Origin of the sequence: Clostridium estertheticum subsp. estertheticum (assembly GCF_001877035.1) — a bacterium.
Classification (GTDB): Bacteria; Bacillota; Clostridia; order Clostridiales; family Clostridiaceae; genus Clostridium_AD; species Clostridium_AD estertheticum.
In genome coordinates this window covers 1,669,475-1,683,000 of sequence record NZ_CP015756.1, presented here as the reverse complement: position 1 = coordinate 1,683,000, position 13,526 = coordinate 1,669,475, and the positions used below count along the sequence as shown (strand labels likewise).

Annotated in this window: 9 protein-coding genes; 1 reads left to right on the top strand and 8 read right to left on the bottom strand. The window is 28.0% G+C overall.

All coding sequences use genetic code 11. The features are described from left to right. Positions 1–7 precede the first annotated feature (7 nt). From A7L45_RS07835 to A7L45_RS07820, 4 genes are all read right to left on the bottom strand, one after another. Positions 8–3,541 (bottom strand): hypothetical protein, encoded by a 3,534-nt coding sequence (locus tag A7L45_RS07835; protein ID WP_071612262.1) that lies wholly within the window; start codon positions 3,539–3,541, stop codon positions 8–10. 241 nt (positions 3,542–3,782) lie between these two features. Then, positions 3,783–5,459: a DUF3732 domain-containing protein gene (locus A7L45_RS07830; RefSeq protein ID WP_084647391.1), complete on the bottom strand. Its 1,677-nt coding sequence runs from the start codon at positions 5,457–5,459 to the stop codon at positions 3,783–3,785. A 283-nt stretch (positions 5,460–5,742) separates the two neighbouring features. Continuing rightward, entirely contained in the window at positions 5,743–6,237 is a 495-nt protein-coding gene (locus A7L45_RS07825) for a three component ABC system middle component (protein ID WP_071612260.1), read from the bottom strand. After that, positions 6,234–7,370 (bottom strand): hypothetical protein, encoded by a 1,137-nt coding sequence (locus A7L45_RS07820; RefSeq protein WP_071612259.1) that lies wholly within the window; start codon positions 7,368–7,370, stop codon positions 6,234–6,236. Before A7L45_RS07820 ends, A7L45_RS07825 begins: the two co-directional genes overlap by 4 nt. A 422-nt stretch (positions 7,371–7,792) precedes the next feature. Here A7L45_RS07820 and A7L45_RS07815 point away from each other — a divergent pair, with 422 nt between their 5' ends. Then, positions 7,793–8,104 (top strand): nucleoside triphosphate pyrophosphohydrolase, encoded by a 312-nt coding sequence (locus A7L45_RS07815; RefSeq protein ID WP_071612258.1) that lies wholly within the window; start codon positions 7,793–7,795, stop codon positions 8,102–8,104. A gap of 47 nt (positions 8,105–8,151) precedes the next feature. Here the strand turns inward: A7L45_RS07815 and A7L45_RS07810 are convergent, their stop codons facing one another. The 4 genes from A7L45_RS07810 to A7L45_RS07795 form a co-directional block, all read right to left on the bottom strand. Beyond that, on the bottom strand, positions 8,152–10,650 hold the full coding sequence (locus tag A7L45_RS07810) for a DEAD/DEAH box helicase family protein (RefSeq protein WP_071612257.1): 2,499 nt from the start codon (positions 10,648–10,650) through the stop codon (positions 8,152–8,154). Between the two features lie 268 nt (positions 10,651–10,918). Continuing rightward, on the bottom strand, positions 10,919–11,965 hold the full coding sequence (locus A7L45_RS07805) for a PDDEXK nuclease domain-containing protein (protein WP_071612256.1): 1,047 nt from the start codon (positions 11,963–11,965) through the stop codon (positions 10,919–10,921). A 171-nt stretch (positions 11,966–12,136) separates the two neighbouring features. Then, the gene (locus tag A7L45_RS07800; protein ID WP_071612255.1) at positions 12,137–12,493 is read right to left on the bottom strand and encodes a phospholipase D-like domain-containing protein; all 357 of its coding nucleotides are present in this window, start codon (positions 12,491–12,493) and stop codon (positions 12,137–12,139) included. A gap of 265 nt (positions 12,494–12,758) precedes the next feature. Then, positions 12,759–13,520, bottom strand: coding sequence for a DeoR/GlpR family DNA-binding transcription regulator (locus A7L45_RS07795; protein WP_071612254.1), 762 nt, complete (start codon positions 13,518–13,520; stop codon positions 12,759–12,761). Positions 13,521–13,526: the final 6 nt, after the last annotated feature.

The window sequence follows — 13,526 nt, the reverse complement described above, 5'->3', positions numbered from 1 at the left end:
TTTATGTCTAAACATATAATTGTACCTGTTCCTGACCTCTTGTTTTTATATTTAAAAAACTTTTAAACCCATTGTCTTTAGTTTTAAACAGCTCCATTCGAATTTCTTTAAACTCCTCATAAAAATCATCTTCTCTTCTTATTATTTCAAGTAACCCATCTACTCTAATATAGTTTATAAAAATATCGCTGATTTTTTCCTGAGCTATTTCCAATTGAAGCTTTTCATATATATCCTCACTAATAAAAACTCTTGGAACTGATTGAATTATTTTAATATTTTTCATAATCTCTATAACATTGTATCTAACTACTTGTAAAGGCTGTCTAGATTTTCTTTCTTTTATTTCAGCAATCTCTTCATTTTCAATAATTAATTTCTCAATAATGTCTTCCAATATTTTCAAATCAACCGTAACTAGATTGTTATCTAAAATTGCACTAATATTCTCATTAATATCACTATCTATCGTTTGCTGTAATATATAATATAGCGATTGAAATACATCAGATTTTTTAACAACTTTATTCTTAAATGAATCAAATAAAATACGCATCTCATTTATTTTGCCTTGATAAAACTCTTCAATTAAAGGTAATATTTTCACCTCAGCTATATCGAGTTTCTCACCAATAATATTTTTCTTTTCATTTTTATAAATTATTACACTTAGTTTTTTAATCGCATAATTATAAAATTCTTTGCTGTTCTCCCACTTATCTATTTCTAATTCTGTTTTATGATTCATATATGTATCAGATTTTTTTATATTTTCCTCTTTTACTCCTATATCCATATTCCCCCGCTTAACTAACAATGCGTCTAACTCCGTTTTCGTTTCTCCATATTTCAGTATTTTATTATATAATTCAATAATTGCTTCAATTTCATCAATAAGATACTCTTCTAGAATTTTCAATTCCTCAACTTCTTTAAAATATACCTTTGTAAAGCTTGTAATTGTTGGTGTAAGCTCTTTTACTTTTACTAAACTTCCATATATTTTCAAAGTATCTAGAAATAATTTATATTTTTTAATTATTTCTACATTGTTGACAGTAAACGTGCAAAGATTATCTTTCTTATCGTTTCCTCCCATTTTATTCCCTTCAAATGATACATACTGAATTTGACCTCTTTTTAATGCATTTTCCCACATTTTCTTTCTTCTAGGTCTTGCAATTTCTACTTTTAACTCTTCAATTCTTTCGAGAGTCTGTTCCCTTGCCTCTTCTATCATTGGTAAGTTACATCGGATAACATTATTTAAGTATTCATCATTATTTTGTTCTTTAAAATCTTTGATGATTTTTTCTTTATATTCAATATCTTTATTTAAACGCAGATGTTGGTGAAATTCTAGGTAAAGATCCTCAAACTTATTTTTTAGTTCTATAATTTCATTATTACTTATTTTTCCCTCTATAAATTTTTCATTTAATTGATTTTCTAAATATTTTTTAATATTTTCTGTGTTTTTCACTAAATTAAATTCTTCCAAAGCACTGTTTTTAATTCCCTTCACAACCGCTTCGTATGGAATCATATTTATGATTTCTTTATAATTTCGTTCAAAAGATTCTTTTATTATTAAAATTTCTTCTTTTCCATGATTTAATATTATATCAATTTTATCTTCCACCCATTTTTTATCTTGCTTAAATGCTTTTTCAAATAAACATAGGTACTTATTCCTATTTTCTATTTCATCTAAATCAATTAATTTTCTAAAATACATACTTAAAAAATAATTTTTCTTTCCTGTATCTTCAATCTTGCTCATATTTCGATTCGTGATAGAATTAGATAATAATGTATACAAATATAAATTTTCTGAAAAATCATTCAGCTTAGGACAAATAGCAAATTTACTATTAATTTTTTCTAGTATCATAATAAACATATCCTCACCATGTAAAGTTCTCTTACTTTTACTCTGAAATCTTTTTTCTTGCAACACAATAATATTTTCCACAAAGCAGGCTAATATACATATAGTTAACATCTCTTCCACAAATACTTGATTATCTTCTTCTATTTTTTTAGCAATATTATAATGACTACTTTCATTAATAGTCCTAGATTCCAATAAATACTTAAGATATTCATAATCTATATATGTGGCTTCACATGATTCCTTAATGCTAATTATCTTTCTTATATTGTTTTCATATTTACTCAATATTGAAGAAGACTGCATAATTGTATTTAAAAACCTATCTAATTGAAGACAGAACTCTTTTTCCTTATAATTTCCACTATTAACTTGTGATTCTTTAAACATTGAATGAAGAAAATAATATATATTCATCATCCCTCTTTGCGTATTATCAAAAATTTTAAAATAAGAATATATTACACTATCTTTATGCATTAAAAAATTATTTTCCCCTTTTGGAATAAAGTTCATTGATATTAACTCACAAAAATTTTCATAATTTTCTTTATTTTGACTATAATTATCGCCCTTTTTACTTGTATCCTCTTCTGTGGAATATACAAATTCAGCTTTTGCCTTATCATCTATTAGTGGTATATAGTACCTAAAGGCAGGAGGCATAACTTTTTTTAAGTAATCTTGAGTTAACTCTGTTCTAATTTCTAACGCTGTTTTATTAGAATCAAATTCACCTGTAAAAAAGCTACTCTTCATCATGTCATCATACAATATCCCATCCTTTTTCAAAGCATCAATTGTCAAAACCTCTGAAAAAGTCATATAGTTTCCAGCAACAAAAACTACCACATTAGAATTAGAAAGATATCTTAATGCAACACTTAGAACCTCTGCACACCGATCTGTACTTAAATCTACATCGTCAAAAAATACAAACAAGAGTGGTTGGTTATCCATACCATGCTTTGACTCATTATCTTTTTTCTTTATCTTGAAAATTTCTTCTAATAGCTCTTCAAATTTCACTACCAACTTCTGATCTGAATCCATCATATTTCTTGCATTTTCAATATACTCATTCAACCCTACAAACTGCTTAATTAAAATCGTTCTGTAATCTGGTTTTGTATACCCGTACTGTTTTAATAATTCATTATATTTTTCTCTTAAAGGATTATCTTGTTTTTTTCTACAGCTTTCAAAATAACCTTTAAATTCTTTTTCTTTTAGATATATGCTTTTATCATAAAAATTTTTTTCAATTTCATCTATCGCATCTCCAATAGAGCCTAAAATCCATCCTAGCACATCACTTGTTTGTCCCATTATTTCTGGTACAATCAATGGCAAAATAATGTCCTTATCAGAATTATTTTCTGTTATTTTATATTTCATTGTAAGAAGAACAGAGGTCTTACCTGATCCTCTACCTCCAAGTATAGAAAAAATATTATTAAAATGTCTTTCAAATTCCCTATCTAATTGCCCATCTTTCTTTTCGTTAGTTTTTGCTTTATTATGTACCCTCGCTACCTCTCTTATTACCTCAATCTGTTCCGTAATTTTTTTATTTGTAGGTAATAATTTTTCGAGTGAAGCATCACTCAGTATCCTAGCACCGATTTTAACTTTATTATTCTCCATATAAATCCGCCCTTCATATGTCTATATTCTAAATATCATTCTATTTTCTATTCTACATCTTTCAGTTAATATAAAGTCTCACTCTGTACACCTTTGAATTCATTGATATAAATTGTCTTACTTTATTGTCACTTGCTATCTTAGTTTTATCAGTATTAATAATAATAATAATAGCTGTTTTCACTACTGATTAATACCATCTCACCTTATTATCAGATTTTTGTTGTTACTTTGCCATAAACTAGATTAAAGCTTCATTGCCTCTCCAAACCCTTCTAGTGTATTTCACAAAATTAGCCTTTTCAATTTCCCCTTGCATTGTTGCTGAATTAACGTGATCTACTACTATCAATTGAGGTTTAATTCCTGTATCTTTATAAATTTCTTCAATTTCATCAAACATAACTTTATACATTTTTGTTACAGCATGCTTATCTTTTTCAGACTCAATGCTAGCTTTCTTATTGTCAATTGAAGAAACCTGAGGAAAATATACTTGGCTTGGTTGATCAAAAAACATTATTAATGGCATAGGTGATATATTTCCTTGTGCTGCAAAATAACGAAGAAGACTAAGAAAAAGTGCAATATGACACGATACCCAATTTGCTCCACTTCCCATTTCGCTTAAAGTAACTTTTTCACCTTCATATTTACCGAATAAAGCAAGCTCAAATTGATCTAAATTGAAAGAAAGCTTATACTTTTTAAATTCCTCTTCAAAGTCTAGTTGTTCTTTTAAACGATTCATATTATTATCTATGCTTCTTTTTGCTGATTCTTTTAGCATTTCTAGATTAAACTCACCTAATATTTTATTGCAGCTATCAATTTTCTCTTGAATTTCAATAATTTCTTCATCAATTGAATAAAAAAGCCCTTTATTAATTGTTTCAATATATATACGGATTTCAATTTTACTATAAGTTAATTTATTTTCTAATCCAAATGTATTGTTATTAGATAAATATTCTCTTTCAATAGTTTTAATCTTAGCCCACAATTTTTTAATCTCCTTAGTAATTTCCTCCTTTTGTTCTATCAGCTTTCTTTTTTCTTCGGAAAAATGATTAGTACTCAGTCCAATTAGACTCATTTCATTAGATATCCATGATGTTGCTTCTTGAACTTTTTTCGATATTTTATTTATATCGTTACATTCTCCATTACATAATGGACAAATATAATTATTAACATTATCCATGGACAAATCTGATTTTTGATGCAAAATTTCTAATGATGATATGTAACCTTTGCTATTTTTTTCTGCTAATCCTAATTTAGAAATTCTACTTTCTAATATAACTTTTTTATCATTTAATTCTTCAACTTCTTGTTTTAATTGGTTATATCTGATTACTATTTGATCAGATGCATAAGTATCATCATTAATTGTTGGCAACTCATTTGCTAATTGTATTAATTGTTCTAAGGTTAGATCGTTATTTAGTGCTTGTCCAATTAGTGCATAATAATCTTTAAATTTACTCAATAAATTACTTCGCATATCTTCTTTAATTTTTTCATTGCTTATCTTATTAGCTAAATTTTTTTTCAATTCTTTTTTATATCCAGAGAGTAACATAAGTGTGGAGTAATATTCCTGCCCAACCATTCCTGCAAAAATTGGAAACTGTTGAATGACATCCTTTTTCTTTTGATAATCATCAAATCTATAAAAAAGTGCAAATTTGCTAGCCATTAAATTTTGGTGTTGAAACATATATGATGTCATATGCCTCAAAGAAGCTTTTTCTTTTGTTTCATCAGCATCTTCTTTAAAATTAGTAACATTTAGCCCCAGGACTTTTTCAATTTGTTTTTGTACTGTTTTAAAATCACAAAATATTTCTTCATCAAAGAAAAATTTATTTATTGACTCATGTGTAACACTGTCAGCTATATGAGAAAAATACATCTTTTTTCTTTCAATAAAAATACTCTTTCTTGCAATTATATATCTATTAGACTTAATAACAATAATTAGTGAGAATAGTGTAGCAAAATCAGTAATCTTTCCTTTTGGAATTGTACATCGAGAACTGCATAGACAGTAGTCAATGATTTCTACTAATGCACTTTTACCTGTTTTGGATTCACCAGTAATTATGTTAATTCCCTCTTTGAAGTCAACATACTTTTTATCATTTTCTTCATTTAATAAAATTATTGATTCTATATAACTTTCTATAATATTTCACCTACACTTCCAATTTGATTTCCAAAAAATCCTCGAATTCTATTACCTCTATTTTATTTAAAATTATTCCCAAATAATATGCAGCTTTAAAATATTCACGAATTAAATTAGGCGATTTCTTAAATTCAAATTTTTCTAATAGACTTACCTTCCCATTGAAAAGAATCTTATGTTGATTCGATAAAACTATAATAGATTGCTTAGTAATTTCTATATAATCATCAAATATACCTGTTATCTGATTTAAGCAAAACTTAGTATTTAACTTAAGTCCATAATTATCAAAGTCATTATCCTTACTAAATGTGGAATAAAGTGTACTATTAGACCTTGCACTATTTAGTATCTCTCTAGAATCCTTATACATAACAATAGGTAAAACATAAAAAATAGTTTTTATATCAACATCCTTTCCATATCCAGTCATAAAACTTTGAATAACTTTACTTAGAAAAATAGGATTATAAACTAGTGTTTCAATATGTGTTATACTCATTTTTTCTCACCTACGTACCAAGTTAAATCCCCCTCATCCACAATAATATGCATAACTCCATTCTGAAAAAAACTCCTATTATTACTAACTCCATTAAAATTTTTAGCGTCCAATGCTATGGAGTCAAAATACATCTCTTGAGACTTTAGCAGTAAAAGATTATCATCATTTTGGCATTTTAGTTTGTAACTTTTTCTTTTAGAATTTAGTATTTTAGTTAAATCTACTTTATAATCCCTTAAATCTTTTACTTTAACTATATTAGAATCAAAATAACCTATTATAGTCTTGTATGTCCTACAATAATCGTTAATTGCATCGGCAACTTCATCTTTTAAATTAATAATGTTAATTTCTTCAACAAATCTTTTACACTTTATATTATCACTTTCACCATGAGTTACTTCATAATTTTCAAATTCAGTAGGAATAGGCATATTGCTTTCTACAGCAAATCTCTTAGAATATTCTTTAAAAATGGCATCGAACTCTTCATAGGAAATTGCCCAACATTCAGACTTAATAGGAATCGTCAATAATATTCCTATTAGAAAAGAAACAAATTGTTCCATTTTACTTTTTTCTGCAAGAAACTTAAATGTAGTCGACTCATACTTGCAAACAATAGTTTTTATTGTTTGCTGCTTTGAAAGAATCTTAAATCTATTTAAAACACTTTTCAATTTATTAATTTCATGTTCATTGTTAAATATCTTATCATATGATTTTCGGAAACCGTCCTCTTTATCTCTTATTTCTATTCCAATACTTTTGAACGTATTATATTTTTGGCTTATATTTTTTATTTCCCAATCTTGAAATACAGATGTACTAGATAAACTACCTGTAGTGAATAAAATAAATTCATCTACTTTTTTATATTCATTAAAATTATTATACCAATTCCAAACAGTGTTCCAAATCTCATCACTACGATCAGAAATACCTATAGGTTCTAGATGATGTTTAACTTCTATTTGAACAGAATTACCTTTAGCTGAAATTAAAGTTACGTCACCTAAATTTTCTATAATTACTTTATCATTTTCTTTCATTTCTAGACACTTTATTAGTCCAATATAAGTTTGATATATGAACCCTATCGTTTTTAGAGTATTATCATTTGTTGCCATAAACTCACCTCAAATTTAATATGGAATATTTATTATAATATTTTTGAATATAAAGTATTACAAATTAGAAACTGGTCACTACACTACAGTAATTAAAAACCAAATCTCATTAACTTACATTTTTAGAACTAATTATTATAGACATTATTACAATCCTATAAAACCATTAATTTAATATTTTACCTTTAAAAGCAATAATTGTAGTTCCCGTCCTTATTTCATGCTAATCCACTTTCATTATACTACAGATTTTATCATTTAAACCTTGTTTTACCTATAATGCTTCTATTATTTTCATCCACTATTTCGATTACCTCCATCCATCTGATGTGTATGCCGTAAACATAATTGTAATTTCTACACTATCCTTATGCCCCTCTCATGTTATAATAAACCCATATCATAACCCAAGGAGGCCCCACATGAAAACTTACAACAAACTAGTACGCGACAAAATCCCTGAAATCATAAAAGCCGCAGGTAAGAACTTTGATGTTCACTATGCTAAAAAGGAAGAAGTTTTGCCCTTACTTGAACGTAAACTAAATGAGGAAGTATCTGAATACCTAGAAGCTAAAAATCTAGAAGAACTTGCTGATGTTATGGAAGTTTTATTTGGTCTTGCAAATGCTCTTGGATATTCCGAAGAAGATCTAATTAACAAAAAAAATGAAAAGAAAGAAGAAAGAGGCAGCTTTGAAAAAGGCATAGTTCTTGAAAAAGTTTATGAATAGACAAAGCCCTTCATAGTTTTTCTCTATAAAGGGCTTTGTTTTTGTATTTATTTTTCTAACTTCTCAAGCCTTTCCTTATAAAATCTTCTAGTTCTATAATCAATAATATCTTTAAAATGAGTTATAAATTCAGGATTCTTAATAAATTGTCCTAACTCATCATTCAAACAAAAATATGATTCATCTCTATAAAAGAAATCCTCTGCAGAATTTAAAAATGCTTTTATTGGATTTTCTGCTATTCTTAAATAATCCTTCTTCTCAAAATCTTTATATTCTTTAGTTGATTTATGTCGCAAAAGATCCACTGAATTTGAAGGTTTATCATAGAATTCTCTAAAGCTTTTAAAAATCGTTTCTTCATCTATCTTCAAATCAATATTACCATCATTATAGAATGCTAAGAGTAATGGCATCTTATAAGTCTTAGTCATGGTCGTTTTCTCAATAGTATTTAGAAATCCATAAGCTTTAGTATTTAAAAGCATTTTTTCTCCTTCTGAAACTTCATTGATCTTATTTAGAAAACCTAAATAATCATTAAATATATTTAATTCTCCTCTGGATCTTATTACATTGTAAAGATCATCATCCATGTATGTATACATTTGAAATCTGCTTGGTCTAGTTTTCAAATCTTCTTTTATTCTATTAAAATCCTCCACCACTAGATCAAATATATTCTTTTGCTCTATCATCATCTTCTTGAATATATCAATTACTTGAAAATCAAAATCTACTATACAATCATCGGGATATTCTTCTTCTTTAGGTAATCTACCAAGTTTCGCTTTCCCTGCAGTATCCTTCAAATTTCCACTTAGAAAAAATGGAATTAAGTTAGCTTTTTTATAATTGCCTATAAAATCTAATACGTTCACATACTTCTTGTCCTTATATTTTCTTAACCCACGTCCTAATTGTTGCAGAAAAATAGTAGGGGATTCCGTTGGCCTTAATAGTAAAATTATATCAATTTGAGGAATATCTAATCCTTCATTAAACATATCTACAGAGAATATAATATTTAATTTCCCTGTTTTAAGTTTATCCACTGCAACACGTCTTTCCATAGAAAACTCATTTTGCTCACCACTAATTACAGCACAGGCTTTAATCCCATTTTCATTAAAATATTTACTCATGTATAAGGCGTGCCTTCTACTACTGCAGAAACCTAAAGCTCTTTTACTATTATATTTTTCATAATGTTTTAAGATTAAATTTGAACGTTTATTAATCATTAAGGCTTTTTCAAGTTCTGTTTCATCATACTTACCATTTTTAAAAGATATCTTTGTATAATCAGTCTCATCAAAAACTCCATAGTATCTAAAAGGAACAAGCCATCCCTTGTCTATAGCTCCTTTTAATCTTACTTCATATACAATATTATAATCACAAAGAGCAAATACATCTTTATTATCCAATCTCTCTGGAGTTGCAGTAAGTCCTAGAAGAAACTTTGGCGTGAAATATTCTAATATATTTGAATAATTACCTGCTGCTGCATGGTGAAATTCATCTATTATAATATAATCAAACGCATCCTTTTTAAAATACTCATCACATAGGTACTGTTTTTGCCCCAGAGTTTGTACTGTAGCAAACAATACCTCTTTATTACTATCCTTATTTCCACCGTTAAAAAATCCAGTCTTAATGTTAGGCCTAATGTTTTTAAAAGATACCTCTGCTTGGTTTAATATTTCTTCTCTATGAGCTACAAATAGAATTGTATTAAAATCAAGCGAATCAAAAGCAGCAAGATAAGTTTTACCTATGCCCGTTGCAGCCACAACTAATCCTTTATCTAAACCGTCTTCTCTACATTTCCTTAGTTCATACAGTGCTTCAATTTGTGCGCCCCTAGGTTCATACAGTGGAATTACTAAACCATATTCCTCTTTGTTATCTTCTACTTCTTCTAAAGTATTAAAGATTTTAGGCCTTTTCCATACTGATGAATAACGCCTCAGCTCAGCATCGTCAATAATTATCGAATGATTTAAAAATAAGTCTTCAAAAACATTCTTAAAATATGTAAAATCCTCTAAGTTCTTATTCTTATTTATTCTATAATTCCATTCAATACCACTAGTTAATGCAGAATTAGACATATTAGAAGATCCTATAAAAACATCTCCATCCCCTTCATATTCAAATATGTATGACTTAGGGTGAAAGGATTTATTCTTAATATTATAAAACCTTAAATCTACCTTATCCCCTAGTGCTTCCTTTACTAAATATAAAGCTTGAGGTTGAGTGATATTAAGATAATTTCCTGTTAATATTCTTATACGTACACCACTTTGCGCCACCAGCTTTAAATCATTTATAAGTAATTTCACTCCTGATTCCATTAAAAATCCTACCGCCATATCTATAGTCTTTGCTTTTCTTAATGAGGCCGCTAATTTCGGCAATAAATAATCTTTATCTCCTGTAGAGCAGTTTGAATCATAATCTAGCATGGCCCCTTTAAATTGGATGGAATCACTAGTTATTATATCTTTAGTAACAATATCAACTTTATCCAACATACCACACTAATGCCTCCTTCAAATGCCTTTCTACTTAATAGTTGTTTTACCATATGCCACTAATGGCGTATTTACTAATATATACTTATTATAGTATATATTTACTTACTTATCAAAAATCATATAATCATTTTCTATACAAACTACTATTGCACGTGCTTTAGCAATTAGGTACAAAAAACACCTACATTTTTGTAAGTGCCTTTGCAAAAATTCATTCTATATATTCTAAACTTTGCTTTTAATGAAAGCATCGTCCTGAGTTTAATTATTCTAACGTATTTGCCTCAAATTTTTCTTTGGCTCTTTCTATAGCCTTATGTAATTTTTCTTGAAATAATTCTTTAGGCGGTAGCTGTGTTAAATATTGTGCAACATGTATTCCACTTTTATCAACTTCAAGTAATTCTATTTCTTCATCACTTTTACTTGCACATAGAATTATAGCCACTGGTGAGTTTTCTCCCTCATTCATCTCATTTTTTTGAAGCCACCTTAGATATAATTCTACCTGACCCTTATGTTCCGGTAAAAATTCTCCTAATTTTAATTCTATTAACACCAGTCGTCTCAATTTCCTATGGTAAAACAACAAATCAATAAAATAATCCTTATTGCCTATAGTTATTCTTACTTGTCTACCTAGAAATGCAAAATCTCTTCCCATTTCTAAAATAAATTTTTCGAGCTCAGTAAGTATTGCATTTTCAATATCTTTTTCAGAATATGTATCATGTAACTCTAAAAAATCTAATACATAAGGATCTCGGAAAAACAAATCTGTTGTCATCTTATTTTCCTCACTTAGTTGTTTTAAATCATTTACAATTGTTAGTTCTGGCTTTTTAGATATTGCGGTTCTTTCGTATAGCATAGAGTTTATTCTATCCGTTAATGTTCTTACACTCCAATGTTCATTATTACACATAGTTATATAGAATTCTCTTTTTAGAGCATCTTCTATATAGAACAATTTCACAAAATGAGACCATGACAATTTTGCAGACAGTGTCTGCAAAGTTTGTTGATTAGAAAAAACTTCAAAGAATCTTACCATATTAAATAAATTTCTTTGACTATATCCTTTGCCATAATCTTTAGTTAACTCTTTGCTTAAATCGCTAATTACTGATTTACCATACTCAGCTTTTGCACTTTGCAATATTTCTGTTTTAATAATTTTACCTATATTCCAATATAAAATTACCATTTCAGAATTTACCGCCATAACTACATTTTTTTTACTATCACCAATTGCCTTACTTATTTCTTTATATAAAAGCTTTAAATTTTCAGTATTAATAAGGTTACTCATAGTACCACTTCCTTAATTTAGATATCAATACAAATCAGATTGTTAATCACCTGACTAAATAGTTCTATATATTATTTTTTTTGTTTTATTGCACATTTACTTAGAATTATACTCTTCTTTATAAAACAGGCAAGCCGACATGGTCCTGTTCCATTTTAACACCGAATTCTTTTATGCTTTCTGTCTAAGTCTTTTAATCATATCATTATCCCCTAGTGCTTCCTTTACTAAAAATAAAGCTTGAGGTTGAGTTATATTAAGATAATTTCCTGTTAATATTCTTATACGTACACCACTTTGCGCCACCTGCTTTAAATCATTTATAAGCAATTTCACTCCTGATTCCATTAAAAATCCTACCGCCATATCTATAGTCTTTGCTTTTCTTAATGAGGCCGCTAATTTAGGTAATAAATAATCCATATCTCCTGTAGAGCAGTTTGAATCATAATCTAGCGTGGCCTCTTTAAATTGGATGGAATCACTAGTTATTATATCTTTAGTAACAATATCAACTTTATCCATCATACTTCACGCATCCCTCTTTCTAATCCCCTTATACTTAATAGTTGTTTAACCATATACCACTAAGGGCGTGTTTACTAATTTGTAACTCAACCATTGCCACTTTTATATTTTTAAAATCAATTTTATTTTTTACTGTTTAGGTGAGTTTCTACCTTAATAATAGGTTCTTTTAATCTCACTATGCAAATTTTTGATTTTTCCACAAACTCCTGAAGAAGGCGCAATAAATACTATTACACCTTCTCTAATGGCTTTTTTGTCTAATTTAAATTAAGTCTACGTTTATTTTTTCTAGTTCTCTACAAATTTTCTCATCTGGCTTTTCATCTACAATAATTGCATCTATATCATATATATCTGCAAATTTATATGTCCCATCATAATAAAATTTCTTACTTTCCATAACTAGATAAACTTTTTTTCCTGAGCAAATAATAGCTTTTTTTGTATTACCATCTTCCACATCAAAAGTTGTAATACTTTTGTCAAACATATTCACTCCACAGCTACCTATAAAGGCTCGATTTACTTTGTGCCTAGATATATTCTCAATAGCTGTTGATCCTACAAATCCATTTAATTCTTTGTCAAACACTCCGCCAGTCCCTATTACTTCTACATGATCACATTTTGAAAAAGTTCTAAAAATATCAATCATATTAGTTATAACTAATAGTTTTTTATTGCCTTTTGCAATTTTCTCAGCAATTAGCATATTTGTGGATGATATATCCAAAAAAATCGTTTCACTTGGCTGTATAAGTTCAAAAGCCTTTTCTGCAATTTTTAATTTTTCCTCTAAATTAATATTCTTCCTAATTAAAATATCATTATGTGGAGCAGACTTCCTACTTAATACTCCGCCTCCATAAGTTCTTTTAATTATTCCTTGTTTTTCTAAGGCTTTTAAATCTTTTCTTATGCAATCCTCTGTTACATTGAACTTTTTGCTTAGTTCCTTTACAACTACCTTTTGATTTTCATTTAATAGTTTAATAATCTTTTCTACTCTTTCCTCCACAAACATATCCTC

Excerpts from the sequence above, each read along its gene's own strand:
- A7L45_RS07825 (WP_071612260.1), bottom strand. The coding sequence starts at position 6,237 with ATGAGTATAACACATATTGAAACACTAGTTTATAATCCTATTTTTCTA.
- A7L45_RS07815 (WP_071612258.1), top strand. The coding sequence starts at position 7,793 with ATGAAAACTTACAACAAACTAGTACGCGACAAAATCCCTGAAATCATA.
- A7L45_RS07805 (WP_071612256.1), bottom strand. The coding sequence starts at position 11,965 with ATGAGTAACCTTATTAATACTGAAAATTTAAAGCTTTTATATAAAGAA.
- A7L45_RS07795 (WP_071612254.1), bottom strand. The coding sequence starts at position 13,520 with ATGTTTGTGGAGGAAAGAGTAGAAAAGATTATTAAACTATTAAATGAA.
- A7L45_RS07830 (WP_084647391.1), bottom strand. The coding sequence starts at position 5,459 with ATGTATTTTTCTCATATAGCTGACAGTGTTACACATGAGTCAATAAAT.
- A7L45_RS07820 (WP_071612259.1), bottom strand. The coding sequence starts at position 7,370 with ATGGCAACAAATGATAATACTCTAAAAACGATAGGGTTCATATATCAA.
- A7L45_RS07835 (WP_071612262.1), bottom strand. The coding sequence starts at position 3,541 with ATGGAGAATAATAAAGTTAAAATCGGTGCTAGGATACTGAGTGATGCT.
- A7L45_RS07810 (WP_071612257.1), bottom strand. The coding sequence starts at position 10,650 with ATGTTGGATAAAGTTGATATTGTTACTAAAGATATAATAACTAGTGAT.
- A7L45_RS07800 (WP_071612255.1), bottom strand. The coding sequence starts at position 12,493 with ATGATGGATAAAGTTGATATTGTTACTAAAGATATAATAACTAGTGAT.